This window comes from Kribbella sp. NPDC049584 (genome assembly GCF_040675555.1).
In the GTDB taxonomy this organism is placed as follows: domain Bacteria; phylum Actinomycetota; class Actinomycetes; order Propionibacteriales; family Kribbellaceae; genus Kribbella.
On sequence record NZ_JBFAPF010000009.1, the window covers coordinates 302767 to 326185 of the forward strand.

Consider the following 23419-nt stretch of genomic DNA (forward strand, 5'->3'; position numbering starts at 1 on the left):
GGCCAGGAGAAGGGCCCCTCCCTTGATCGGCCGCACAATTCTGGTTCGACTCACGGCGGTTCTAACGTTCGGCGGGCGCGCGGGGTTCCCGGCGTACGCCCTCGGCCAGGTCCTCGGTCAGTGCCCGGACACCGGCCGCGCCGCCGTCGCCCAGGGCTCTCACGAGCGCCGCGCCGACGATCACCGCGTCCGCGAAGGCACCCATTCCCGCAGCCTGGTCGCCGTTCGAGATCCCCAGCCCGACGCCGACCGGCAGCTCGGTCGCCGCCTTGACCCGCGCCACCAGCGGCGCCGCGAGCTCCGACGGCTTGTCCCGGGCGCCGGTGACACCCATCACAGCGGTCGCGTAGACGAAACCGCGACAGGCGGCCGTCGTCATCGCGATCCGCGCGTCCGTCGAGGACGGCGAGACCAGGAACACCTTGTCCAGTTCGTGCTTGTCCGCGGCCGCGATCCACTCCGCGCCCTCGTCCGGGATCAGGTCCGGCGTGATCAGGCCCGCTCCCCCGACGCCGGCGAAATCGGCGGCGAAGCGGTCCACGCCGTACCGCTCGATCGGGTTCCAATACGTCATCACCAGCACCGGGACGTCGGAGTACGCCGCGATCTTCTCGACCGTGCTGAGGACGTCGCGGGTCCGTACGCCGCCCGCGAGCGCGATCTCGGTGGCCCGCTGGATCGTCACGCCGTCCATCACCGGGTCGCTGTAGGGCAGGCCGAGTTCGATCACGTCCGCGCCGCCGTCGACCAGTGCCTTCAGGCCGTCGAGGGCGCCGTCGTACGACGGGAAGCCGGCCGGCAGGTACCCGACCACGGCCGCCCGGCCCGCGGCGTTCGCGGTCCGGATCGCGACGCCGGCCTTGCCCAGGGCAACGAGCTCACTCATCGCCGGCCTCCGTCCCGCCGAGGCCGAACCAGGTGGCGGCCGTGTCCATGTCCTTGTCCCCACGACCGGAGAGGTTCACCAGAATAGTTGCCTCAGGCCCCAATTCCTTCGCGATGTCGAGCGCGCCGGCGACCGCGTGCGCGGACTCGATGGCCGGGATGATGCCCTCGGTCCGGGACAGCAGCTGGAACGCGTCCATCGCCTCGGCGTCGGTGATCGGCCGGTACGATGCGCGCCCGGTCTCCGCCAGCCACGCGTGCTCCGGACCGACGCCTGGGTAGTCCAGACCCGCGGAGATCGAGTGCGACTCGATCGTCTGCCCGTCGTCGTCCTGCAGCAGGAACGACCGCGCACCATGCAGTACGCCGACCTGCCCGGCGGTGATCGTCGCCGCGTGCCGACCGGTCTCGAACCCGTCGCCGCCCGGCTCGATGCCGTACAGCTTCACCGACTCGTCCGGGATGAACGCGGTGAACAGGCCGATCGCGTTCGACCCGCCGCCGACCGACGCGACCGCGGCGTCCGGCAGCTTGCCGAGCAGCTCGAGCGACTGCTCCCGCGCCTCGTCGCCGATGCCGCGAACGAAGTCGCGGACCATCGCCGGGAACGGGTGCGAGCCCGCCGCCGTACCGAGGATGTAATGCGTCTTGTCCACGCTGGCGACCCAGTCGCGCAGCGCCTCGTTGATCGCGTCCTTCAGTGTCCGGCTGCCGGTCTTGACCGAGATCACCTCGGCGCCGAGCAACCGCATCCGGGCGACGTTCAGCGCCTGGCGCTCGGTGTCGACCTCGCCCATGTAGACGACGCACTCCAGGCCGAGGTACGCGCACGCGGTCGCCGTCGCGACGCCGTGCTGGCCGGCGCCGGTCTCGGCGATCACCCGCGGCTTGCCCATCCGCTTGGTCAGCAGCGCCTGGCCGATCGCGTTGCGGATCTTGTGCGCGCCGGTGTGGTTCAGGTCCTCGCGCTTCAGCAGGATCCGCGCGCCGGCCGCGTCGGACAGCCGGGTCGCGTCGTACAGCAGGCTCGGGGCGCCGATGTACTCGCGCAGCATCCGCTCGAACTCACCGGTGAACTCCGGGTCGGCCATGGCGTCGCGCCAGGCCTGGGTGAGCTCGTCGAGCGGCGCGATCAGCGCCTCCGGCATGAACCTGCCGCCGAAACGGCCGAAGTGCCCGAACTGGTCGGGCAGCACAGTAGACATCCGACAAACCTTCCAAACCCGGCACTAAGGCGCGGGAGAGTTTCGGCCCCGCACCGTTTGGACCGGGCGGGAAGTGCTAGTGCCGCTGCTGGATGGCGGGGTGCGATCCGGCGGCGACGAGGTCGGCGACCGAGGCGCGAGGATCGCGGCCGGTCACCAGGGTTTCACCGACGAGGACGACATCGGCCCCGGCGCGCGCGAACTCGATTACATCATGCGGCCCGCGGACCCCGGACTCGGCCACCCGGACCAGCTCGGTCGGGATCGTCGGCGCGACCCGCGCGAACGTGTCCCGGTCGACCTCGAGCGTCTTCAGGTTGCGGTTGTTCACGCCGATGAGCTGAGCGCCGGCGTCCACCGCACGCCGGGTCTCCTCCTCGTCGTGCACCTCGACCAGCGGGCACAGGCCGATCGAGTGCGCACGCTCGATCAGCGAGACCAGGGCCTCCTGCTCCAGCGCGGCCGCGATCAGCAGGATCATGTCGGCGCCGGCCGCCCGGGCCTCCCAGAGCTGGTACGACGAGATGACGAAGTCCTTGCGCAGGACCGGCACGTCGACCCGGCCGCGGACCGCGCGCAGGTCGTCGAGGCTGCCGTTGAACCGGCGCTCTTCGGTGAGGACCGAAATAGCGGACGCGCCGCCCAGTTCGTATTCCCCGGCCAGCGCGGCGGGGTCGGTGATCTCGGCCAGCTCACCCTTGGACGGGCTGGACCGTTTCACCTCGGCGATCACCGCGATCCCGTCACCGCGGAACACCGGCATCGGGTCCTTGGCGTCGGGCTTGCGCTGGGCCTCCTGCTTCAGATCGTCCAGGCTGACCCGCGCCTGGCGCTCCGCAAGGTCCTCGCGGACCCCAGCGAGAATGTCGTCAAGCACAGTCATGTCCGTCCGCCCCTCAGTGGTCGCCGTCAGTCGGGACCCCGAAGCCCAGCAACTGCAGCACCTTACCGGCCAGCGCACCGAGCACCGCGATCGCGACGGAGATCCAGAACAGCACCCAGTTCGGCCCGAGCACCATCGCGATGGCGCCGAGCGTGAACGCGACCAGCACGATCACCACCGCGGTCCACGCCGCGGGGCTGTTGCCGTGCAGATCGTGGGGAGCTTCCTCCTCGATCCGATTGGCTCCTTGATCCGCCACCGTATTGTCCATGTTGGCGCCACTCCTCCTCGTCGTCCTGTCCTATTGTGGCGGTAGCCCGCCGCGATCAGAGAGTCGGGTCCTCCCCGGCGTCGATCGCCTTCCACTGATCGGCCGGTGAGGCAGCCGGATCACGCTCGTATCGTGCCGTCGGCCGCCGCCACCGGTGGGCCGTCGCAGCGGTGATCAGACCCGCCGCGACCAGGGCGATGCCGCCTGCCAGTGCGAACCACGGCGCCACTCCCAGGCTCTGCGTGACCTGGTCGGCGATCACATCGCTCAACTCGGGCCGCAGCCTGCTCAGCTCGGCGCCGCCAGGGCGCACGGTCAGCGCGACGATGACCGCGACCGCCCCGAGCAGCGCCACCAGACCGCCCAGAACTCTCCGCAGCAGCGTGCCGGCCAGCTTCGTGACCACGACCGCGACCACCGAGGCCAGCGCCAGCGTGACCGGCGCCTTGGTGATCGTGTAGCCGTTGAACACCACGTCGGCGCGCCCGTTGCCCGGGTTGGCCGAGACCCACGTCAGGTATCCGGACAGGCCGAGCAGCACCAGCGCCACCAGCGCGAGCAGGTCGACTATCCGTTGCGCCTTCATACGTCACTGCATACGTCGCTGAAGGTTCCCGCGACCGCGATCGCGTTGAGTACGGCGGCCGCCTTGGTCCGGCACTCCGCGTCCTCCGAGGCCGGGTCGGAGTCCGCGACGATCCCGGCGCCGGCCTGCACGTACGCCGTTCCGCCGCGCAGTACCGCGGTCCGGATCGCGATCGCGGTGTCCGCGTCGCCGGCGAAGTCCAGGTAGCCGACCACCCCGCCGTACACGCCGCGGCGGGTGACCTCGAGCTTGTCGATGATCTCCATCGCCCGCGGTTTCGGTGCCCCGGACAACGTTCCGGCCGGGAACGCGGCGGTGAGCGCGTCGAACGCGGTCATGCCGGCCTTGAGCTGCCCGGTGACCGTCGACTCGAGATGCATGACGTGGCTGTAGCGGCGCACGTCCATGAAGTCGACGACCTCGACCGTGCCGGGCGCGCACACCTTGCCGACGTCGTTGCGGCCGAGGTCGACCAGCATCAGGTGCTCGGCGCGCTCCTTGGCGTCGGCTCGCAGCTCCTCCTCCAGTGCGTGGTCCTCCTCCGGTGTCGCGCCGCGGCGGCGGGTGCCGGCGATCGGGTGCAGGATCACCTTGTTCTCGGTGACCTTGACCAGGGCCTCCGGGCTCGAGCCGACGATGTCGAAGCCGTCGAGACGGACCAGGTACATGTACGGGCTCGGGTTGGACCGGCGCAGCACCCGGTAGATGTCCAGGGCGCTCGCGGTGGTCTGCAGCTCGAACCGCTGCGAGACGACGATCTGGAACGCCTCGCCGGCCCGGATCTCCTCCTTGGCGTGCTCGACGGCCTCCCGGTACTCCGCGCTGGAGCGCTGCCGGTGCGGGTCGGGCTGCGCCCGCCGGTCGGCGCGGACGACGTACGACGGGGTGGGCTGCGCCAGGTCGCGCTCCATCGCGTCGAGCCGCCGGACGGCGTCGGCGTACGCCTCGTCGACGCGCTCGTCGGAGTCGTCCCAGTTGACCGCGTTCGCGATCAGCCAGATCTCGCCGGTCTCGTGGTCGAGGGCGGCCAGGTCGGTCGCGAACAGGAAGGTCAGCTCGGGCAGGCCGAGGTCGTCGGTCGTTGTGTCGGGCAACCGCTCCAGCCGGCGGACGGCGTCGTACCCGAGGAAGCCGACCATGCCCCCGGTCAGTGGGGGCAGGTCGGGCAACCGCGGCGTGTGCAGGATCTCCAGCGTCTCACGCAGCGCCTTCAGCGGGTCACCGGTCTGCGGGAGGCCGACGGGCGGGTTGCCGGTCCAGACGGCCTCGCCGTCGCGCTCGGTCAGCGTCGCGGCCGAGCGGACGCCGATGAACGAGTAGCGCGACCAGACCCCGCCGTTCTCCGCCGACTCCAGCAGGAACGTGCCCTCCCGCTCGGCGGCAAGCTTGCCGTAGACACCGATCGGCGTCTCGGCGTCGGCGAGCAGCCGCCGTGTCACCGGGATGACCCGGCGGTCCTTCGCGTACTCACGGAAGGTCTCGAGCTCGGGCGCTGTCATGCCGCCACCTCGATCTCGCCGTTGTCGAAGCAGCTGCGGGTGCCGGTGTGGCAGGCCGGACCCTCCTGGTCGACGAGGACGAGCAGGGTGTCGGCGTCGCAGTCGACGAGGATCTGCTTCACATGCTGACGGTGGCCGCTGGTCTCACCCTTGACCCAGTACTCCTGCCGGCTGCGGGACCAGAACGTGCCCCGCTTGGTCTCCGCGGTACGGCGTACCGCCTCGGCGTTCATCCAGCCCACCATCAGGACCTCGCGCGTGTCGTACTGCTGCACCACCGCCGGGATCAACCCGGCCGCGTCGAAGGTCAACTCGTCGATAGTCACCCACCCATTGTCTCCGATCCGGGGTTGGCTGTTGACCACGGTCCCGAACTGACAGGATGGCGGGATGACGAGTGAGGCGCGGGTCGCGGACGTGTTGCGGGAACATCCGGTGATCGACGGGCACAACGACCTGCCGATCGCGTTCTACGAGTTGTGCGACTACGACCTCGACGCGCACGATCTCGCAGGCTCGGTGCCGGAGCTGCACACGGACCTGCCGCGGCTGCGGGCAGGACACGTCGGCGCGCAGTTCTGGTCCTTGTGGGTGCCGCAGGACGAGCACGCGGTACGGCGTACCTTCGAGCAGCTGGACTTCGTCCTGCGTTTCGTCGAGCGGTTCCCGGACGACCTGCAGCTCGCGTCGTCGGCCGATGACGTGGACGCCGCGATCAAGGCCGGCCGGATCGCCTCGCTGATGGGGATGGAGGGCGGTCACTCGATCGGCGAGTCCCTCGGCGTACTCCGGGTGATGCGCGAGCTCGGCGTGCGGTACATGACGCTCACGCACAACAACAACGTGTCCTGGGCCGACTCCGCCACCGACGAGCCGGTGCTCGGCGGGCTGAACGACTTCGGCGAGCAGGTCGTCCGCGAGATGAACCGGATCGGCATGCTGGTCGACCTCTCGCACGTCTCCGCGGACACCATGCGGCACGCACTGCGCATCACCAGCGCGCCGGCGATCTTCAGTCACTCGTCGTCCCGCGCGATCTGCAACGTGCCGCGGAACGTGCCCGACGACGTACTCGAGACGCTGGCCGCCAACGACGGCGTGTGCATGGTCACCTTCGTCCCGTACTTCGTCTCGCAGGCATACGTCGACTGGCTCGACGGCATGCACGCGCTGGCCAAGGAGCGCGGACTCGAAGGCAAGGAACACCGCAAGGAGATCGAGGAGCTGTACGGCGTACCGCGCCCGGACATCACGCTCGCGGACGTGGTCAAGCATGTCGAACACATCCGCGAGGTGGCAGGCATCGACCACATGGGCGTCGGCGGGGACTACGACGGCTGCCCGGAGTTCCCGGTCGAGCTGCCCGATGTGTCGTCGTACCCGGTGCTTTTCGGCGCGCTGGCTGACCGCGGCTGGAGCGACGAGGACCTCGGGAAGCTTGCCGGCGGCAACATCCTGCGAGTGCTGCGGGCCGCGGACGACGTGGCCGCCTGACGGTGCCGGCTAAGCGTTGCGGTTCTGCGCCCTGATCTCGGGCTGCGGCTCGAGACCGGCGGCCTGGTACGTCGCGATCGCGCCGTCGTTGGACGCCGGCGTACAGGTGTAGACGCTCGACGCGCCCAGCTCCTGCAACGCACGGGCACACGCGAGCACCATCGCCGTGCCGTAACCACGCCCGCGGTGCAGCCGATGCACGCCCATCGGCTCGATGTAGCCCGGACGTCCTTCGCCGGCTGACCACACGGTCGCGGCCGCCACGGACTCGCCGAGCTTGTTCCGCGCAATCAGGCACCGCGCTTCGGCGTACGGCATGCCGTCGGCCATCGCGAACCAGCGGTCGTCGGTGAAGGTCGACCCGTCGAACGAAGCCCGCTGTACGCCGGTCCGCTCGTGCGCATCCTCCGCACCGACCACGTCGACCCGCAGCTCCGGATCCGGCACCGGGCCGCTCAGGCTGCGCAGCAGCGGGACCCACGGCTTGTCCGCGTCCCACCCGTCCTTGAAGAGCAGATCCTGGACGAGCGCTCCCATCGGCGTCTCGACCGCCACCCTGCCGTCGATCAGTACGCCGGTCTCCGGCGTGGACACGTCCTCGACGATCCGCCGCGCCAACTCGTCGTCCCGCTGCAGCTCCGGCGCGATCGCCATCCGCAGCCAATCAGGCTCGTCCAACATCCCCACCGCGACGATCTCCCCGTCCCGCCGCCAGACCCGGGTCGCAACCGCCGTCGCCTCCGCACCGAACCGCCAGAACCACCCCAGATCCCCCGGATGCAACTGCACGGGCAGACCGTCCCGCTGCCACTCCCGCAACACCCCCACAACCTCGCCCAACTCACCGATCCCCGCCGCACTCAACGCAATCGCCATACCCCGATCCCACACCATGCCGGGGACAGTTCGCATCGGGGTTCTTTGAGCACCCACCAACCAAGGATTCCCGCGGACTTTGGTTGGTGGGTGCTCAAAGACGCTTTTCCACAGGGAGCGCGGAAGGGCGGTGCGGGGTGGCTTGGGCGCGGGGAGAATGCGGCGGTGGATCGGCTTGACGACGTCGTGCGGGAGAGGCTTCGGTTCGCGGCGCGGACTCCGGTACGGCGGGGCGTGCTGCGCGAAATCGGACTGGGAGACGCCGACCTCCGGCGCTTGGTACGCCGGAAATGGCTGCACCATCACCACGGCCACTACATCGACGGACGCGTCGACGGACAGCTCGCGGTGATCGCTTGTGCGGCTGCGGCGTACCCGGACTCGGTGGTGAGTCATTTCAGCGCGGCCCGGCTGAGCGGGCTCCGGGTCTGGACAGACGCCCGGCGCTCGTCCACACCCCCGGTCGACGCGACGTGGCTGACCCGTCCACCGACTGCCATGCGCAATCAGCGCCGCCCGGACGTCGTCGTACGACGAGCTGGTCTGACGACCGGTGATGTGTCACACCAAGCTCGGCTGTCCGTGACAAGCCTCGCCCGAACCGTTGTGGATCTCGCCCGGGAGCTGCCCCTCCGGGAGGCGATCGTCACAGTCGACCACGCGCTATCCCTCGATACGCCGGTTACCGATCTGCAGGCCGTCGTCGCTCGTCAACAGCACTGGCCCGGGATCCGGAACGCCCGCGCGGCGATCGACTTCGGCGATGCGAGAGCCGAATCCGTGCTGGAGTCGCTCGCACGTCTGACCTTCGCGGTGGCCGGGTTGCCCGCACCGGTGCTTCAGGTCCAGTTCTTCGACGGATTCGGCTGGATGCCCGAGCGGGTCGACTTCTATTGGCCTGACTTCCGCACGATCGCGGAGGCCGACGGGCTGGCGAAGTACGACGCGGACACGGCTGAGGAGCGACGGCGCCGGATGCGCGCGAGCCATCGCCGCGACCAGCGCCTCGCCGATCGGGGTGTCGAGCTCGTCCATTTCGGCTGGGAAGACGCAGTCGCCACGCACTCCGACCTCTCCGCACGCCTTCGCGCCGCGTTCATCCGCGGCACCTCCCGCACCACCGCCCCTCCCATCTGGCGAGTCGCGCCCCACGTCCCCGCCCAGGTCGCCTGACCTTGGGCACGGGTCAACCATTCTCGCGGCAGACCAGTGGTTGGTGGGTGCTCAAGGTGGGGTGGGGTTTGGCACTGGGGGGATCGGGCACGGGACGGGCTCAAGTGTTAACCGACGGATGGAGTGGCTGTGCTGACCCTGACTGAGAACGCGACGCTGGTGATCAAGAGCATCACTGGGGTCGAAGGCGCGCCGGAAGGGGCCGGGGTGCGGATCTCGCAGGAGAACCCGGCGGATCCGGCACTCGCGGTGACCACGACAGAGGCTCCGCAACCAGGTGATCAGGTCGTCGAGGAGGCGGGCGCTCGGGTGTTCCTCGAGCACAACGCCGCGAACGCGCTCGACGACAAGATCCTGGACGCGGCGGTCGACGACAAGGGCGGTGTCGAGTTCCTGCTGGTGCCGCAGCCGGGCCCGGGCAACGGGGCCGTTCCGACCCCCTGAGGACGAGCGACGAGCTGATCAGGCACTGACCGCGCCTGATTGGCTACCGTCCGCGCCGGCCGGGATCCTTACCTCTGGATCCCGGCCGGCGCGCACGCGTCTGCCCCCGGACCGCGCTGCTAGATCGCGCTGCTGAACCGCGCTGCTGGTTGGTGCTGCTGGAAGTCGGTGCTGGACGTCGCTGCTAGATCGCGCTGCGCTGGGCGATCCAGCTGTCGTGGAGTTGCGTGTACACGCCACCGGCGCCGACCAGCTCCGCGTGCGGTCCGCGTTCGACGATCTTCCCGTCGTCGAACACCAGCACCTCGTCAGCGGCCTCGGCCGTCGAGAGCCGGTGCGCGATCGTCACCGACGTACGTCCGGCCATGAGCCGCTCGAGCGCCGCGTTGACCCGCACCTCGGTGCCCGGGTCGACCGCGGACGTCGCCTCGTCGAGCACGAGCAGATCCGGGTCCGCGATGTTCGCGCGGACCAGCGCGACCAACTGCCGCTCCCCCGCCGACAGCGATTCACCGCGCTGGCCGACCGGCGATTGCAGACCGTCGGGCAACGACTCCAGCCAGTCCGTCAGCCCGAGCGACTCGAATGCCGTCACCAACTCCGCGTCGGTCACCTCGGGCCGGCCGAACCGCACGTTCTCGGCCAGTGACGCGTCGAACAGATACCCGTCCTGCGGCACCATCACGACCCGCTCGCGCAGTGACTCGAAGGAAATCTCGCGAGCGTCCACCCCGTCGAGCCTGACCGCTCCCGACGTCGGGTCCATCAACCGGGTCAGCAGCTTCGCGAACGTCGTCTTCCCGGAGCCGGTCTCGCCCACGACCGCGACCCGCCGATGCGGCGCGATCCGTGCGTTGACATCGCGCAGTACCAGCTCGCCTTCCGGATAAGCGAAATCGACGTGGTCGAACTCGACCGTGATCGGCCCGCGCGCCTGCTTCACGCCGTCCTCGCCGGGGTCCACGACGTCGGCCGGCGTCGCGATCACGCCGAGCACCCGCCGCCAACCGGCGAACGCGCTCTGCGCGTCGGTCAGCACCTGCGTCGCGATCTGGACCGGGTCGGAGAACAGCGACACCAGGAACATGAACGCGAGCAGCTCGCCCAGCGTCGCCTGCTTGTCCACTCCGAGCAGTACGCCGACCGTCAGCACGCCCGCGTTCGCGAGACCGGCCGCCAGACCACCGATCGAGAAGGTCAGACCGGTAATCGCCTGCGCCTTGGTCGCGGTCTTGCGGTAGTCCTCGATCGAGGCGTCGATGCGGTCCTGCGTCCGCTTCTCGATCGCGTACGAGCGGACCACCTGCGCGCCGACGACCGGCTCCGAGATCGCCGACAGCATCTCGCCGACCTTCGCCCGGACCACGCCGTACGCCGCGGACATCGCGCGCTGCAGGTACTTCAGGCTGGCGAACAGCGGGATGAAGCACAGCAGCACGACCAGCGCGAGCTGCCACGAGTAGAAGAACATCACCACGGTCGCCAGCGCCATCTGCCCGAGGCTCACGATGAAGATGAACCCGCCGAACTGCAGGAACTGCGACACCGTGTCCACATCGGACGTCACCCGGCTGACGAGCGCGCCGCGCCGCTCGGTGCTCTGCGTGAGCACCGGCAGGTCGTGCACGTGCCGGAACGCCTTGAGCCGCATCGTCGCCAGCCCCGACTCCGAGTTGATCGCCAGCCGGACAGTCGTCAGGTACGACGCTCCGGCGGTCAGGATCACGCCCAGCGCGCAGACTAGGCACATCCAGGCGACGTACGACATGTCCGGACCGTTGGGGCCGGACAGTCCCTTGTCGATCGTCTGCTGCACAGCGATCGGTACGACGATCCGCCCGGCGGTCATCGTCAACGCGAGAATCCCGGTCAACCCCCACCCACGCGCCAACTCGGGTGAGACCTTCAACCCGTCCTTGAGGGTCTGCAGACCACCCGCATTGTCGCCATGGTCAAGCCGAGACGCTTCCGCGGCACTCACGCTGTCGCTCCTTCAGCATCGAGATCGAGCTCCGCCTCTTCCAGCCGGCGCTCGGCGTCCTTCTCGTACGCGTCGACCAGGTCCCGGTACGCCGGTGTCGACGACTGCAGCTCGGTATGGGTGCCGTGCGCGAGGATCCGGCCGTCGTCCATGAACAGCACCTCGTCGGCGAGCGAGATCGTCGCCTTCCGGTACGCGATCACCAGCACGGTCGTCGCCGCCCCGGCGTCGTCGTGGACAGCGCTTCGCAGCCCGGCCAGGATGCGTGCCTCGACCTGCGGGTCGACCGCGCTCGTGGCGTCGTCCAGGATCAGCAGCCGCGGCCGGCGTACGAGGGCACGGGCCAGGGCGATCCGCTGTCGCTGGCCGCCGGACAGCGTCGTACCGCGCTCGCCGACCTTGGTGTCGAGTCCCTCCGGCAGCGCCTTCACGAACCCGTCTCCCTGCGCGATCCGCAGCGCGTCCCACACGTCGTCGTCGCTGTAGTCGCCGCCGAGCGTGATGTTGCCGCGGATCGTGTCGTCGAACAGGAACGCGGTCTGCGCCACCAGCGCGACCGAGCCGGCCAGTTCGTCGCGCGCCAGGTCCCGCAGATCGATCCCGTCGACTTTGACCGCGCCCTGCTCCGGGTCGACGAGCCGAGTGAGCAGCGTGGTCAACGTGGACTTGCCGGCGCCCGTCGGCCCGACGACCGCGACCGTCCGCCCGGGCTCGATGGTGAAGTCCATCCCGGCGAGGACGTCCCGCTCGGGCAGGTATCCGAACCGTACGCCGGCGACCTGGAGCCGGGCCGCCTTCGTCGACGTGAGCCGGGCCTCGCCGTACTCCATGCCGCCCTCGGCGGTCAGCACGCGCTGCACCCGGTCCCAGCCGACGACCGACCGGGGGAGCTCACCGAGCACCCAGCCGAGCGCGCGGATCGGGAACCCGATCAGCGTGAACAGGAACGCCACCTGCACGACGTCACCGGCATCCGCGCCGCCGGACCGCACCCGGCCGACGCCGACCAGCAGTACGGCGAGGACGCCGAGCCGGGGCAGACCGTCGATGACCGGGTCGAACATGCCGCGGGCCTTGTTCACCGCGATGTTCGCGTCGCGCAGCGCGTTCGTCGGGCCGCGGAACCGCTCGGTCTCGGCGGCCTCCCGGCCCAGCGTCTTCACCACGAGCGCGCCGTCGAACGACTCGTGCGCTACCTCGGAGACGTCGGCGCGGAGCTGCTGCGCACGGGTCGCGAGCGGCTGCAGGTAGCGCTGGAAGATCACGTTCGCGATGAAGACCAGCGGGAACACCAGGCATCCGACCAGGGCCAGCCAGACGTCTGCCGCGAACATCGCGATCGTCGCGAAGACCAGCATCGCGATCACGCCGATCGCCATCGGCAGCGGCGCGATCACGAACCAGGTCGACTCCACGTCGGCGTTCGCGTTCGACAGCAACATGCCGGTCGAGTGCTGGTGATGCCACTCGAGCGGGAGCTTCAGGTACTGCCGGGTGACGCGGTTGCGGTACGTCGCCTGCAGCCGGAACTGCATCACCCCGGCCCCGAGGCGCCGCCCGACGACGCCGATCGCGTTCAGGATCGCGATCCCGAGGAACAGCGAGATCAGCGTGAGGATCGCGCCGGTGGTGGTCTCGCCGCTCTCGAACGCGGGCCGGATCACGTGATCGGTCGACCAGCCGAGGGCCCAGCCGCCGGCCACCGTCATCCCGCCGTACAGCATGCTGGCGAGCACGGACAGCGCGAAGATGCCCGGCTCCTCCCAGATCGCGACCCGCAGCACCCCGAACCCCCGCCGGGTGACGCTGCCCTTGTCGGGGACTTTCGGGACAGGCAAGACACACTCCAGGCAGTCAGGTGCATACGTGGGACACAGGCATGACAACGATTGACATTCTGCCACCCGCACCCGACAACTACGATCGAGTATGTGACCGACTACAGCCGGGTAGAACGACTTGCGCTCAGTGACCTGCTCGACCAGCTGGGGCCTGATCAGCCCACGCTGTGTGAAGGGTGGGACACCTACGACCTCGCGGTCCATCTGTACGTCCGGGAGGCTGATCCGATGGCCGGTCCGGGGATCACGATCGCGGCGCTGGCCGACACGACCGAGCGAAGAATGAAGCGGGCCAAGGAGCGCTACAGCTTCACCGAGGTGGTCGACAAGGTCCGTAACGGACCGCCACGGGTCTCCATCTACGCCCTGCCGAAGATCGGTTCGCAGCTCAACACGACCGAGTACTTCGTGCATCACGAGGACATCCGTCGCGCGCAACCCGCGTACGACGTTCGCGCGCTGCCCGCCGATCAGCAGGAGGGCCTGTGGAAGGCGGTCCGGCTGGCGTCGAAGGCGATGAACCGGAAATCGCCGACCGGCCTGGTCCTCAGACGGCCCGACGGGACGACGACGGTGACGAAGCGGCCGACCGAGCTCGGTTCGGTGACCGTGACGGGTGAACCGGCTGAGCTGGTGCTGTTCTGCTTCGGGCGTCAGCAGGTGGCCGACGTAGAACTGGACGGCGAGGCGGAGGCTGTGGATCAGCTCCGCAACGCGTCATTCGGGGTGTGACCTCCGCCGGGCGCGCTGGACCAGGCTGCTGACGACGGTGGTGAGGATGACCAGCACGATCGCCGCCAGCACGCCCTGCCACGGCTCGTCGAAGAGGGCGTAGCCGAGCAGTCCGATCGCCATGTAGACCGCGGCCCACAGCGAGGACGCGGCCAGATCGACCAGCGCGAACCGTTCCCACGGATACCCGGCCAGGCCGGCGGCCAGCAGCACGGGCACGCGTCCGCCGGGGATCAGCCGCGACGTCAGCAGTACGCCGATCTCGTGCTCGGACAACCTGTCCCGGAGCGCGTCGAGCGATGCGTTGTCCCGCAACCACCCGATCCGCTTGGCCAGTCGCTCGCCGCCGAAGCGGCACCCGGCGTACACGATCAGGTCGCCTACATAGGCCCCGGCGGCGCCGGCGATCAGCACCCCGACCAGACCGATCGGGTTGCTGTGCGACGCCAGTACGGCGCCCGCCGAGACCGCGGCGCCCGTCGGCAGCACGGGAAGCACCGCCCCGATCAGCACCGCCCCCGCCAACGCGAACAGATACCAGACGTCGAACTTGGCGTCTCCGCTCACGCCTGCACCTCGAGCGATTCGCCTGGCACCAGGAGCTCCACCTTCACCGCGGGGTCCACCTCGGCCATCGCGGCCCGGAACCTGTCCCCCGGTGGCAGGAACAACTCCGGTCTGACCCAATCGAAGCCGATCGGCCAGAACGTCCCGAAATGTACCGGGACCGCCCTCGAAGCGCCGACCCGCCGCACCGCCTCGGCGGCCCGGACCGGATCCAGATGCCCCGGGCCGAGCGACGGACCCCATCCACCCACGGGCACCAGGGCAAGGTCCACTTGACCGGCCTCCGCCGCCAAGCCGTCGTAGAGGTCCGTGTCGCCGGCGAACCAGACACTGGGCGAGCTGTCGATCCGGTAGCCCACCGCTTGCGCGAAGTACGACGACCAGGGCAGGCGGCGCCCGTCGTGATGGGCCGTGACGACGGTGATCTCGAGCGACCCGATCGTGATTTGATTGCCCGGGGCAACTTCGATGCAGCGGTCGGAGTACGCCGGTCCGCTGTCCGCGTGGATCAGCTTCGCCGCGCCGCGCGGCACCACCAGCGCGGCGTCCGGCGCGATCATCGGCAGCGAGGTGAGGTGCAGGTGGTCGGCGTGCAGATGCGAGACCAGGACCGCGTCGCAGTGCCGCGCCTCGGGTGACGGGTTGGGGCCGCGGCGGCGGCGCAGGTGCGCGATCCGCGACGTCAGCACCGGGTCGGTCAGGAGCCGCGTGCCGTTCGCCTCGATGGTGGTGGTGGCGTGCCCCCACCAGGTGATCCGCACGCTTCAGGCCTCAACCTTCGACTCGACCGGTTCCTTCAGGTCCTTGCGGTGCCCCAGCTGCTCCAGCCAGCCGACCAGCACTTCGTGGACCGCGTCGGAGCCTACGGGAGCCTCGTGCAGCTCCCAGCGCGACGGGTGCACCAGGACCGCGTCGGTCTGCCAGCCGCCGATCCCGCCGTGGCAGCCGACCAGCTCCTCGAACGCCGCCACCTCGTGCGTGTAATCGTCCAGCCTGCTGACCACGACCAGATCCCCGTTGTGCGCCATCTCTGCCTGCCGGAGCATCGACGCGGCCGCGAGTTCGCCGAACGGCGCGAGCGGGTCCTCCCCCTCGACGCGGCCGGACCGCAGTACGCGAACTCCGGCCCGACCGATCGCGACCGGTCCTTCGGCGAGCGAGTCGACCACCACGAATCCGATGCCGGGATGCATGGCGAGGCCGGGGATCAGCTTCGGATGCATCAACTCGATCTCTTCCAGCGGCACCCGGCCGGGCGTGGTGGCGAGGTAGAGCAGCGCCAGGTTCCCGGACGCGGTGACGACCATCTGCTCGTCGGGGGCGACCACCGGCTCGCAGTCCTTCGGACCGAGCTGGACCTCGCCGGTCTTCACGTGCAGCGCCTTCCGGGTCACCGAGCCGGCCACGCTGCGGCGCATCGCCAGCTCGGTGAGGAACGCGTTCACCGGGCCCCAGCCCTCGGACTTGCCGACCGCCGCGACCGGCTCCTTGGTGGTGTCGACCAGGTCGTCGACGACCTCGGTCAGCGTCCGGCCGTACCGCTGGTGGAACGTCGAGCCCTGGCTCTGGCCGTGGTCGGACAGCACGACGATCTCGTACGAGTGGGGCAGGATGTCGATGATCCGCTTGAGGGCGCCGAGCACGCGGTCCAGGCCTTCGAGGGTCTGCAGCGACTCGGCCCGGGTCGGGCCGGCGTGGTGCGCGACCTCGTCGTAGTCGACGAAGTCGCAGTAGATCACCGGCGTGCCCTTGACCAGCTCGTCGGTGATCAGCGAGACGTTCAGGTCGCGGAGCAGCACGTTGGTGATCGCGCGCAGGAAGATGTATCCGCCGCCGCGTTTCACCCGCGGGACCAGATGCCGGACGCGTTGCCGCCGGGCCTGGTGCAGCTCCTTGATCATCTCCGCGACGCACAGGATGAGCCCGCGGGCGGCGCCCTGCGGGCTGGAGAAGAACCGGACGTACCCGCGGCTGCGGCTGTTCGGCAGGCCGGCCCGGCTGAACACCAGCTCGCACTTCTCCGCGTCACCGGACCAGTTGTTGCTGATGCTGACTCCGCCGTCCGCGAGCAGACCGCGTCCGGTCGACATCCGTTCCTCGAGCTCCGCCGCGTCCCGGCCACGGTTCGTGACCATCACCCGGCCGGTCTCCTTCTCGTACCACCGGAATGCCGGGATGTGCTTCGAGCCGCCGTGCAGGATCCCAGCCTGGCTCGCGGGCGTGGTCGCCGGTACGCCGGTATGCCAGGCGAGCATCGAGTGGCTGCCGTCCCGGATCCAGCCGCCGAGGTTCGGCAGGTTGCCGGCCAGGACCATCCAGTTCAGCAGCGGCGCGGACAGCCCGTCGATCTGGATGATCAGCATGCCGGTCTTCGGCGCGGGCTGGATCCGCCGGGCCCGGCGGTGCACGACCCGCATCACCTCGGCGACATACGCGTCGTCACTGCCGGCGTACGCGACCCAGCCGACGAAGGCGCTGATCGAGGACATCCAGATCGCCACCAGTACCGGCGCCTCGACCCCGCCGTGCAGATCCACGCCGGGGTCGACGGTGATCGCGAGATAGACGACCCCGAATTGTGACAGCAGCCCGCCGATCAGGACGCCGAGCGAGCCGATCAGCACCGCGACGCCGGCCAGCACCCAGCGCATCAGCACCGAGAACACCGCCAGCAGGACGACCAGCCGCAAGATCGGCAGCCGGCCGTCGCTGCTGATCTGCGGCAGCGTCCAGAACGTGATCACCAGCGAGATCAGCGACGCGAGACCGCCGTACAACATCGCCCGCAGGCCGCGGCCGGTACGGCGGAGATCGAGCCACATCGGTCGCCGCCGCCGGTCGTCGTACACCTGTTCTGGTGGTTTCGCCATCGCTTGTGTCGTGCTCCCCGTCCGTCTCCCTGTGCAGTACGAGACTACGGGGTCGCGCCGACGGAACTACTGCACTTCGAGGTAGTCGACTTCGGTGTAGAGGTTGCCCTTCGTCAGCCGGATCGTGTTCCAGCCGGCGTTGAGCGTGACGGACACCGAGCTCTCGTGCCAGTTGTCCCATCCGGTGACGGGGTAACTGATCGAGCCCGCGTTGTTGCCGTTGACAACGAGACCGTGGCTCGCGGTGGACGCCGACCCGTTTGCGTAGCCGACATGCAGGGCGTAACTGCCCGCGACCGGCGCGAAGACGGTGTTCTCGACCCAGGAGTCGGCGTAGTCGATGTACGCGACCACCTTGCCGTCCGAGGCGCCGGCGGCGTTGGCGCGGACGCTGCAGTGGTTGAGCGTGCCGCGCTCAGCCTCGTACCGGACCCGGCTCCCACGGACCACCGGGTAGTCGTTCGCCCAGCCGATGTCGGCGACGTACAAATGCCGCTGGTTGCCGACCCAGCCGTGCAGGAAAATCTTGTTGCCGACGACGTCCGCTCCGCCGGGTCCGCAGACCGCATTGTCGAACGTCGCCGTCGTCATCAACGGCCGGTACGCCGTTGTCCACGGACCGCTGAGGCTCGTCGAGGTCGCGTACGACGTGAGGTAGTTGCAGTCGTTGTAGCCGCCCCCGGAGAAGAACAGCACGTACTGGCTGCCGCGTTGGACCAGGTCCGGCGCCTCGATGACGGCGCTCGACGTGAGCATCGCGGTATTGCCGCCGACCAGGCTCCGGCCGTTGTTCGCCGTACGCGTGAGCCAGAGTGTCGACGGCTGGCCGATCGCGTTGCCGTCGTTCTTCCAGACCAGGTAGCGGGTGCCGTCGTTGGCGACGAACGTGTTGGGGTCGATCGCGCCGCCCAGGTCCAGCGGGCAGATCAACGGCGTCGTACCGACGGGCTGGAACGGGCCGAGCGGCGAGGTCGCGGTGGCGACTCCGATGCACTGATGGCCCGATGCCTTGTGCCATGCGGTGTAGGTGAGGGTGTAGGTGCCGTCCGCGTTCGGGTAGACGTCGGGTGCCCAGGTCCGGCCGGGCTGGGCCCAGGCGGCGGACGGGCCGCCGGGCATCGCGTCGCCGCGGATCGTCCACGGTCCGTTCGCGCTCGGGGCGGTCGCGACCGGGACGGTGCCGCGGCCGTTGTTGGTCGAGTACGCGTACCAGGTGCCGTTCTGCTGGAACACGTCCGGATCGGGGAAGTCCTCACCGACGATCTCGCTCGGGAAGACCGCGCCCGCGGCCGCATGAGCGGGCACGGACAGCAACGAAGTCAGGCTGAGTGCGGCCACCAAGGCCGCGAGAAGCCGTCTGGTCATGACACTCCTCAGGTGGGGGCGGATACCTGTCCGACGAACTTTTCCATCGATTCACCTGAAAGACACCCCCTCCCTTCCTTTTTTCGTTCCTTCCTTCCGTCGATCCCTGGACCTGGAGTCCATCCGGGGTGGAGACTCCGGCTAGTTGTTTTCCGCCTGGTTTGAGGGAGTGTCTCGTGAGTCATTTACCGAGAGTGTCGGGGCGCGGGTTGGTCGCGGGCCTGGCCGCGGTCGCGGCGGTTGTCGGCGGTGTCGCCACGCAGTCGAGCGGCGCGCCGACCGCAGTACAAGAGACGGCTTTGCAGCAGCGGCTCGACAGTCTGCTGAACGACAGCCGGTACGACGGGTCGCAGGTCGAGCTCGTGGTCCGCGACGCGACCACCGGCGAGACGCTGTACAACCGCAACGGCGACCAGCGGATGCTGCCCGCCTCGAACACCAAGCTGTTCACGTCGACGGCCGCGATGCATGTGCTCGGCCCGTCGTACCGCTTCCACACCGACGTACTCGCCACCGCACCCGTCCGCGGTGGGAAGCTGCGCGGTGACCTCTACCTGAAGGGGTACGGCGACCCGACCGCACTGGAGTCCGACTACGTCGGCCTGGCCAAGCAGCTGAAGGCGGCCGGCGTCCGACGGGTCGACGGCGACCTGATCGCGGACGACTCCTACTTCGACCACGTCCGGCTCGGCGACAGCTGGGCCTGGGACGACGAGCCGTTCTACTACAACGCCCAGATCTCCGCGCTGACGCTCGCCCCGAACACCGACTACGACTCCGGTACGGCGATCGTCGAGACCCGTCCCGGGGCCGCGGCCGGGGCGCCGGTGAACCTGAACCTGGTCCCCGCGAACGGCGTGCTCAAGATCGTCAACACCGCGACGACCGGCGCGGCCGGGACCTCGAACACGATCAGCGTCGATCGCGATCATGGCACCAACGTCGTGCGGGTGACCGGGTCGATGCCGCTCGGGTCCGCGGTCGAGCAGGACTGGGTGACCGTCTGGGAGCCCGAGCTGTACGCCGCCGACGTGTTCCGCCGGGCGCTGACCGCGCAAGGCATCTCGGTCAGCGGTCACATCAAGAACGCAACGACCCCGGCCGGCGCTTCCCGACTGGCCCGGGACGAGTCGATGACCGTCGGCGAGCTGCTCACGCCGTTCCTCAAGCTCTCGAACAACATGCACGCCGAGACGCTGGTGAAGGCGATGGGCGCGGTCGTGGAGGCCGACGGCAGCTGGCCGGCCGGGCTGGACGTGGTGACGAACTACGCGCAGAGCGTCGGCGTCGACACCAGCCGGATCCGGCTGTCCGACGGCTCCGGCCTGTCCCGCAAGGTGAACGTGACCGGTGACGCGATCACCGACATCCTGATCGCGGCGCGCAAGGAGCCGTGGTTCCAGCAGTGGTACGACGCCCTGCCGATCGCCGGCAACCCGGACCGGTTCGTCGGCGGCACGCTCCGCAGCCGGATGCAGAACACCCCGGCGGCGAACAACCTGCACGGCAAGACCGGATCGCTCACCGGCGTCACAGCCCTGTCCGGCTACGTGTCGAACAAGGACGGCCGCAAGCTGGTGTTCTCGATGATCAGCAACAACTACCTCGTCAGCCCGCGCTCGATCGAGGACGCCGTCGGCGTCACGCTCGCGTCGTGGTCCGACCAGGCGCCGCCTCCCCCGGCCGCCGTCAGCAACTTGAAGGCCGCCCAGACCACGTGTGACCTGGAGTGGGACAAGGCCTGCTAATCAGGTCGACAGTACGGCGGTCGTTCACCACCATGAGTGCATGACCGCCGTACTGCCATCCGCGTACACCGTCCGTCCGCCGGCCAAGGAGGACGCGCAGGCGCTCCTCGAGCTGGTGTCGGACTACAACACCCCGGTGATCGGCTTCGCCGACTACACGCTGGAGGATGCGGAAGATCAGCTCACCGAGCCTGGCTTCGACCCGTCGACCGACGGCTGGCTGGTGTACGACGGTTCTCGGCTGATCGGATACGGCACAGTCTTCGGCAAGGGCGACCACCGCCAGCTCGAGCTGGACCTGGTCACCACAGACCTGGCCGTGGAGGCCTACCTGTTCGAGCGCATCCTCGGGCGCGCGGCGGAGTTTGCTCGGATGTACGGGCATCCGTCGATCCAGCTGGACGCAGTCAACTACCAGCTGGACGCCGCGCGCCGGGACCGCTTCGCCGGCTGCGGTTTCGAGCCCGGTACGACGTTCCACCGGATGCGGATCGATCACGCCGGGCCGGTTGCCGCACCGGAGGTTCCGGCCGGGGTGACGGTACGGCGGGGTGCGCCGGACGAGGCGGGTCAGCGCGCGGGGCACGCCGTACTGAATGAGAGTTTCAAGGGCCAGTTCGGGTTCACGCCGCGGTCGTTCGAGGAGTGGCACGCCGCGCAGGAGAACTTCTCCGCGTTCGACTGGTCGCAGCTGACGTTGCTCGAACTCGACGGTGAGGTCGTGGCGATCCGGTCGTGCACGAGCCAGTTCGTCGAGGACGAGAACTGCGGCTACATCGGGCGGTTGGGTGTGCTGGAGAAGGCGCGCGGCAAGGGCCTGGCGAAGTTCCTGCTGCGGGATCAGTTCGCGCTGGACGCGGCGGCGGGCCGAGCCGGCACGATCCTCCACGTCGACACCAACAACCCGACCCCCGCCCTCGGCGTCTACCTGTCGGTCGGAATGCAACCCGTCCTGGTGATGGAGGTCCTGCGCCGCGAGGTAACCGCATGAGCCTTCCCGCCGGTTACACCTCCCGCCCGATGGTCCTGGAAGACGCATCACTCATCGCCGACCGGTCCGCGGCGTACACCTCCGCGCTCCTGGGCTTCCCCAAACACAGCCCCGAAGACGTCGCCAACTACCTCCGCGACCCAGGCATCAACCTCACCACCGACGGTTGGGTGGTGCTCGACCCCGACGGCCAGTTCGCCGGCTCCGCAACCGCGGTCACAACCAACTCCCACGTGAACGTAGACATCCTGAGCGACCACCCAGCCGTCCTCCACTGGCTCCTGACCCAAGCCGAACACCGCACCGGTGATGAGGTTGTGGTGCGCGTGGGCGTGATCCGGCAGGACCAGTTGCTGCCGAACGTGCTGGCTGAGCGCGGGTTTGTGGTGGGTACTTCGGTGCAGCGGATGCGGATCGGGTTCGACGGGGCGGTCGCGGCGCCGGCTGTGCCGGACGGGGTTGTCCTGCGGCGGGGGGCGCCGGACGAGGCGAGCAGGCGGGCGGCGCATGGTGTGTTGGTCGAGGCGTTCAAGGAGCAGCCGGGAGCGTTGCCGCGACCGTTCGAGGAGTGGGTGGAGTCACGGGAGAGCCGGTCGACGTTCGACTGGTCGCAGGTGACGATTGTCGAGCTGGACGGGCAACCGGTCGGCGTGACCGAGTGCAACGACAACTTCGTCAGCACCGACAACTGCGGGTACGTCGGCCGCCTCGCCGTCGTACCGGCCGCCCGCGGACGCGGGCTCGCCAAGTTCCTCCTCCGCACCGCTTTCGCCACCGACGCCGCAGCCGGACGCGACGGCACGATCCTCCACGTCGACTCCAGCAACCCCACCCCGGCGGTCGCGCTCTACACCGGCGTCGGCATGCGCCCCGACCTGATCAGCGACATCTGGCAGCGAACGAGCCGGCCGGTCTGAGGCAGTCGCGACCCTTCAGGACAACGCGTTCGCCGGTCGTTCCGGCGTACACCGTCCGGTTCCCGAGGGGTGTCTTCAGGTCGAGCTGGAGAGTCGTCGGCGCGGGACCCGGATTGTTGCACTGGTGGCCCTCGTTCTGGTCCGGGGCGATGCCGTACCGGTACGCCGCGATCCGCACCGACCCGCCGTCCTGGGACAGGATCCGCACCACTGTGTTCGGCAGGCACGGCTCGATCGCGACCTCGTCCGGCTCGACTCCCACTGTCAGCACCGAGACGAGCTCCGGATCCACCCGTGCCCACCTGACCGTGATCTCGCCCCGGAGCAGGATCACCGTAGTACCGAGCTTGTACTGCCGCGGCGCCGGCCCGTCGACTGCGTACCTCGGCAGCTCGAGCCCGAGCGTCGGCTCGGTCGCAGCTCTCGGATAGCCGACGACGCCGGCGATCCCGGCCACGATCACCATCGCCACGACCGCGGCGGACACGACGTACCGTCGGCGCCGCAAATCGCGGGCGGCCCGCTCGAGCTCCTCGAACGGCGGCGCCTCGTCCGGCGTCCGCTCCGCGACGTACCCGACGAGCAGGTCACGCATCCTCGAGCACCCGCCCGAGTGCTCGCCGAGCCCGGGCCAATCGCGCATTCACCGCGCCGACCGGGAGCTCCAGATCCAGAGCGATCTGCTCGACCGGCAAGTCCATCACGTCATGCAGTACGACGACCGCCCGCTGCTCCGGCGTGATCCCCGCCAACGCGGCCGCTACGTCACCGGCCGGTGCACGCACCGGATCCGGACGACCGATGAGCCGGGCTGCCAGACGCGGCACCACCTCGCGACGACGCAAGCGGCCGACCATCGTCCGTACGGCGACCCCGCGCACCCACGCCTCCGGATCCTCGTACCGGCGGATGGCATCCCAGCGCGCGAGCAGCCTCGCGTACGCATCCTGCGCGACCAGCTCGGCGTCCAGGCGCGATCCCCCGATCGACACCAGTACGCCGATCAGCGGCGGCCAGGTCTGCCGGTACAGAGCGGCAATATCCGCCCTTCGGTCGTCCACATCCTCAGTGTCCCGCCGTACCAGGACCCG

General features: G+C 69.4%; 23 protein-coding genes. 7 read left to right on the forward strand and 16 right to left on the reverse strand.

Annotation, left to right across the window (positions count from 1 at the left end):
- Positions 1-61: 61 nt before the first annotated feature.
- From trpA to hisI, 7 genes are all read right to left on the reverse strand, one after another.
- Positions 62-886 carry a tryptophan synthase subunit alpha gene (gene trpA, locus AB0J62_RS28820; protein WP_363877585.1) on the reverse strand — a complete coding sequence of 275 codons (825 nt, stop codon included), beginning with the start codon at positions 884-886 and terminating at the stop codon, positions 62-64.
- Positions 879-2090 (reverse strand): tryptophan synthase subunit beta, encoded by a 1212-nt coding sequence (gene trpB, locus AB0J62_RS28825; protein ID WP_363877587.1) that lies wholly within the window; start codon positions 2088-2090, stop codon positions 879-881. The genes trpA and trpB overlap by 8 nt, the downstream gene beginning before the upstream one ends.
- Positions 2091-2166: 76 nt before the next feature.
- Positions 2167-2973, reverse strand: coding sequence for an indole-3-glycerol phosphate synthase TrpC (gene trpC, locus AB0J62_RS28830; RefSeq protein WP_363877590.1), 807 nt, complete (start codon positions 2971-2973; stop codon positions 2167-2169).
- 13 nt (positions 2974-2986) lie between these two features.
- A complete protein-coding gene (locus tag AB0J62_RS28835; RefSeq protein ID WP_363877592.1) occupies positions 2987-3244 on the reverse strand; it encodes an HGxxPAAW family protein in 258 nt (85 codons plus the stop codon).
- 55 nt (positions 3245-3299) lie between these two features.
- A complete protein-coding gene (locus tag AB0J62_RS28840) occupies positions 3300-3830 on the reverse strand; it encodes a Trp biosynthesis-associated membrane protein (RefSeq protein ID WP_363877594.1) in 531 nt (176 codons plus the stop codon).
- On the reverse strand, positions 3827-5329 hold the full coding sequence (locus AB0J62_RS28845; protein ID WP_363877596.1) for an anthranilate synthase component I: 1503 nt from the start codon (positions 5327-5329) through the stop codon (positions 3827-3829). The genes AB0J62_RS28840 and AB0J62_RS28845 overlap by 4 nt, the downstream gene beginning before the upstream one ends.
- Positions 5326-5655, reverse strand: a complete 330-nt coding sequence (gene hisI, locus AB0J62_RS28850; protein WP_363877598.1) for a phosphoribosyl-AMP cyclohydrolase — start codon at positions 5653-5655, stop codon at positions 5326-5328. Before hisI ends, AB0J62_RS28845 begins: the two co-directional genes overlap by 4 nt.
- A gap of 64 nt (positions 5656-5719) precedes the next feature.
- Between hisI and AB0J62_RS28855 the strand changes: the two genes are divergently transcribed.
- Positions 5720-6823, forward strand: coding sequence for a dipeptidase (locus AB0J62_RS28855; RefSeq protein ID WP_363877600.1), 1104 nt, complete (start codon positions 5720-5722; stop codon positions 6821-6823).
- Positions 6824-6832: 9 nt separating this feature from the next.
- Here the strand turns inward: AB0J62_RS28855 and AB0J62_RS28860 are convergent, their stop codons facing one another.
- Positions 6833-7699 carry a GNAT family N-acetyltransferase gene (locus AB0J62_RS28860; RefSeq protein WP_363877602.1) on the reverse strand — a complete coding sequence of 289 codons (867 nt, stop codon included), beginning with the start codon at positions 7697-7699 and terminating at the stop codon, positions 6833-6835.
- Between the two features lie 165 nt (positions 7700-7864).
- Here AB0J62_RS28860 and AB0J62_RS28865 point away from each other — a divergent pair, with 165 nt between their 5' ends.
- Complete coding sequence (locus AB0J62_RS28865) at positions 7865-8872, forward strand: hypothetical protein (RefSeq protein WP_363877605.1); 1008 nt, start codon at positions 7865-7867, stop codon at positions 8870-8872.
- Positions 8873-9001: 129 nt separating this feature from the next.
- Positions 9002-9316 carry a Fe-S cluster assembly protein HesB gene (locus AB0J62_RS28870; RefSeq protein ID WP_363877607.1) on the forward strand — a complete coding sequence of 105 codons (315 nt, stop codon included), beginning with the start codon at positions 9002-9004 and terminating at the stop codon, positions 9314-9316.
- Between the two features lie 184 nt (positions 9317-9500).
- Here the strand turns inward: AB0J62_RS28870 and AB0J62_RS28875 are convergent, their stop codons facing one another.
- Together AB0J62_RS28875 and AB0J62_RS28880 are read right to left on the reverse strand one after the other, a co-directional pair.
- Entirely contained in the window at positions 9501-11297 is a 1797-nt protein-coding gene (locus AB0J62_RS28875) for an ABC transporter ATP-binding protein (protein WP_363877609.1), read from the reverse strand.
- Positions 11294-13135, reverse strand: coding sequence for an ABC transporter ATP-binding protein (locus AB0J62_RS28880; RefSeq protein ID WP_363877611.1), 1842 nt, complete (start codon positions 13133-13135; stop codon positions 11294-11296). The genes AB0J62_RS28875 and AB0J62_RS28880 overlap by 4 nt, the downstream gene beginning before the upstream one ends.
- A gap of 93 nt (positions 13136-13228) precedes the next feature.
- On the opposite strand from AB0J62_RS28880, the gene AB0J62_RS28885 reads away from it, so the two are divergent.
- On the forward strand, positions 13229-13870 hold the full coding sequence (locus AB0J62_RS28885; RefSeq protein ID WP_363877613.1) for a TIGR03085 family metal-binding protein: 642 nt from the start codon (positions 13229-13231) through the stop codon (positions 13868-13870).
- Here the strand turns inward: AB0J62_RS28885 and AB0J62_RS28890 are convergent.
- The 4 genes from AB0J62_RS28890 to AB0J62_RS28905 all read right to left on the reverse strand — a co-directional run bounded on the left by AB0J62_RS28890 (position 13856) and on the right by AB0J62_RS28905 (position 18672).
- Complete coding sequence (locus AB0J62_RS28890; RefSeq protein ID WP_363877615.1) at positions 13856-14437, reverse strand: VTT domain-containing protein; 582 nt, start codon at positions 14435-14437, stop codon at positions 13856-13858. The two genes, AB0J62_RS28885 and AB0J62_RS28890, sit on opposite strands and share 15 nt — an antisense overlap.
- On the reverse strand, positions 14434-15198 hold the full coding sequence (locus AB0J62_RS28895) for an MBL fold metallo-hydrolase (RefSeq protein WP_363877617.1): 765 nt from the start codon (positions 15196-15198) through the stop codon (positions 14434-14436). Before AB0J62_RS28895 ends, AB0J62_RS28890 begins: the two co-directional genes overlap by 4 nt.
- Positions 15199-15201: 3 nt before the next feature.
- Positions 15202-17307: an alkaline phosphatase family protein gene (locus AB0J62_RS28900; protein WP_363877619.1), complete on the reverse strand. Its 2106-nt coding sequence runs from the start codon at positions 17305-17307 to the stop codon at positions 15202-15204.
- A gap of 66 nt (positions 17308-17373) precedes the next feature.
- Entirely contained in the window at positions 17374-18672 is a 1299-nt protein-coding gene (locus tag AB0J62_RS28905) for a family 43 glycosylhydrolase (protein ID WP_363877621.1), read from the reverse strand.
- A 176-nt stretch (positions 18673-18848) separates the two neighbouring features.
- On the opposite strand from AB0J62_RS28905, the gene dacB reads away from it, so the two are divergent.
- From dacB to AB0J62_RS28920, 3 genes are read left to right on the forward strand one after another with little or no spacing between them, the layout of a single operon-like run.
- Positions 18849-20420, forward strand: coding sequence for a D-alanyl-D-alanine carboxypeptidase/D-alanyl-D-alanine-endopeptidase (dacB, locus tag AB0J62_RS28910; RefSeq protein ID WP_363877623.1), 1572 nt, complete (start codon positions 18849-18851; stop codon positions 20418-20420).
- Between the two features lie 40 nt (positions 20421-20460).
- Positions 20461-21411: a GNAT family N-acetyltransferase gene (locus tag AB0J62_RS28915; protein ID WP_363877625.1), complete on the forward strand. Its 951-nt coding sequence runs from the start codon at positions 20461-20463 to the stop codon at positions 21409-21411.
- The gene (locus AB0J62_RS28920) at positions 21408-22328 is read left to right on the forward strand and encodes a GNAT family N-acetyltransferase (protein WP_363877627.1); all 921 of its coding nucleotides are present in this window, start codon (positions 21408-21410) and stop codon (positions 22326-22328) included. Before AB0J62_RS28915 ends, AB0J62_RS28920 begins: the two co-directional genes overlap by 4 nt.
- Here AB0J62_RS28920 and AB0J62_RS28925 read toward each other — a convergent pair.
- Positions 22291-22923, reverse strand: coding sequence for a hypothetical protein (locus AB0J62_RS28925; protein ID WP_363877629.1), 633 nt, complete (start codon positions 22921-22923; stop codon positions 22291-22293). The genes AB0J62_RS28920 and AB0J62_RS28925 overlap by 38 nt on opposite strands.
- The gene (locus AB0J62_RS28930) at positions 22916-23389 is read right to left on the reverse strand and encodes a sigma factor-like helix-turn-helix DNA-binding protein (protein ID WP_363877631.1); all 474 of its coding nucleotides are present in this window, start codon (positions 23387-23389) and stop codon (positions 22916-22918) included. Before AB0J62_RS28930 ends, AB0J62_RS28925 begins: the two co-directional genes overlap by 8 nt.
- Positions 23390-23419: the final 30 nt, after the last annotated feature.

What these genes read in the sequence shown, in the direction of transcription:
- trpA (WP_363877585.1), bottom strand. Translation starts at nt 886, where the DNA reads ATGAGTGAGCTCGTTGCCCTGGGCAAGGCCGGCGTCGCGATCCGGACC.
- trpB (WP_363877587.1), bottom strand. Translation starts at nt 2,090, where the DNA reads ATGTCTACTGTGCTGCCCGACCAGTTCGGGCACTTCGGCCGTTTCGGC.
- trpC (WP_363877590.1), bottom strand. Translation starts at nt 2,973, where the DNA reads ATGACTGTGCTTGACGACATTCTCGCTGGGGTCCGCGAGGACCTTGCG.
- AB0J62_RS28835 (WP_363877592.1), bottom strand. Translation starts at nt 3,244, where the DNA reads ATGGACAATACGGTGGCGGATCAAGGAGCCAATCGGATCGAGGAGGAA.
- AB0J62_RS28840 (WP_363877594.1), bottom strand. Translation starts at nt 3,830, where the DNA reads ATGAAGGCGCAACGGATAGTCGACCTGCTCGCGCTGGTGGCGCTGGTG.
- AB0J62_RS28845 (WP_363877596.1), bottom strand. Translation starts at nt 5,329, where the DNA reads ATGACAGCGCCCGAGCTCGAGACCTTCCGTGAGTACGCGAAGGACCGC.
- AB0J62_RS28855 (WP_363877600.1), top strand. Translation starts at nt 5,720, where the DNA reads ATGACGAGTGAGGCGCGGGTCGCGGACGTGTTGCGGGAACATCCGGTG.
- AB0J62_RS28860 (WP_363877602.1), bottom strand. Translation starts at nt 7,699, where the DNA reads ATGGCGATTGCGTTGAGTGCGGCGGGGATCGGTGAGTTGGGCGAGGTT.
- AB0J62_RS28900 (WP_363877619.1), bottom strand. Translation starts at nt 17,307, where the DNA reads ATGGCGAAACCACCAGAACAGGTGTACGACGACCGGCGGCGGCGACCG.
- AB0J62_RS28905 (WP_363877621.1), bottom strand. Translation starts at nt 18,672, where the DNA reads ATGACCAGACGGCTTCTCGCGGCCTTGGTGGCCGCACTCAGCCTGACT.
- AB0J62_RS28915 (WP_363877625.1), top strand. Translation starts at nt 20,461, where the DNA reads ATGACCGCCGTACTGCCATCCGCGTACACCGTCCGTCCGCCGGCCAAG.
- AB0J62_RS28920 (WP_363877627.1), top strand. Translation starts at nt 21,408, where the DNA reads ATGAGCCTTCCCGCCGGTTACACCTCCCGCCCGATGGTCCTGGAAGAC.
- AB0J62_RS28925 (WP_363877629.1), bottom strand. Translation starts at nt 22,923, where the DNA reads ATGCGTGACCTGCTCGTCGGGTACGTCGCGGAGCGGACGCCGGACGAG.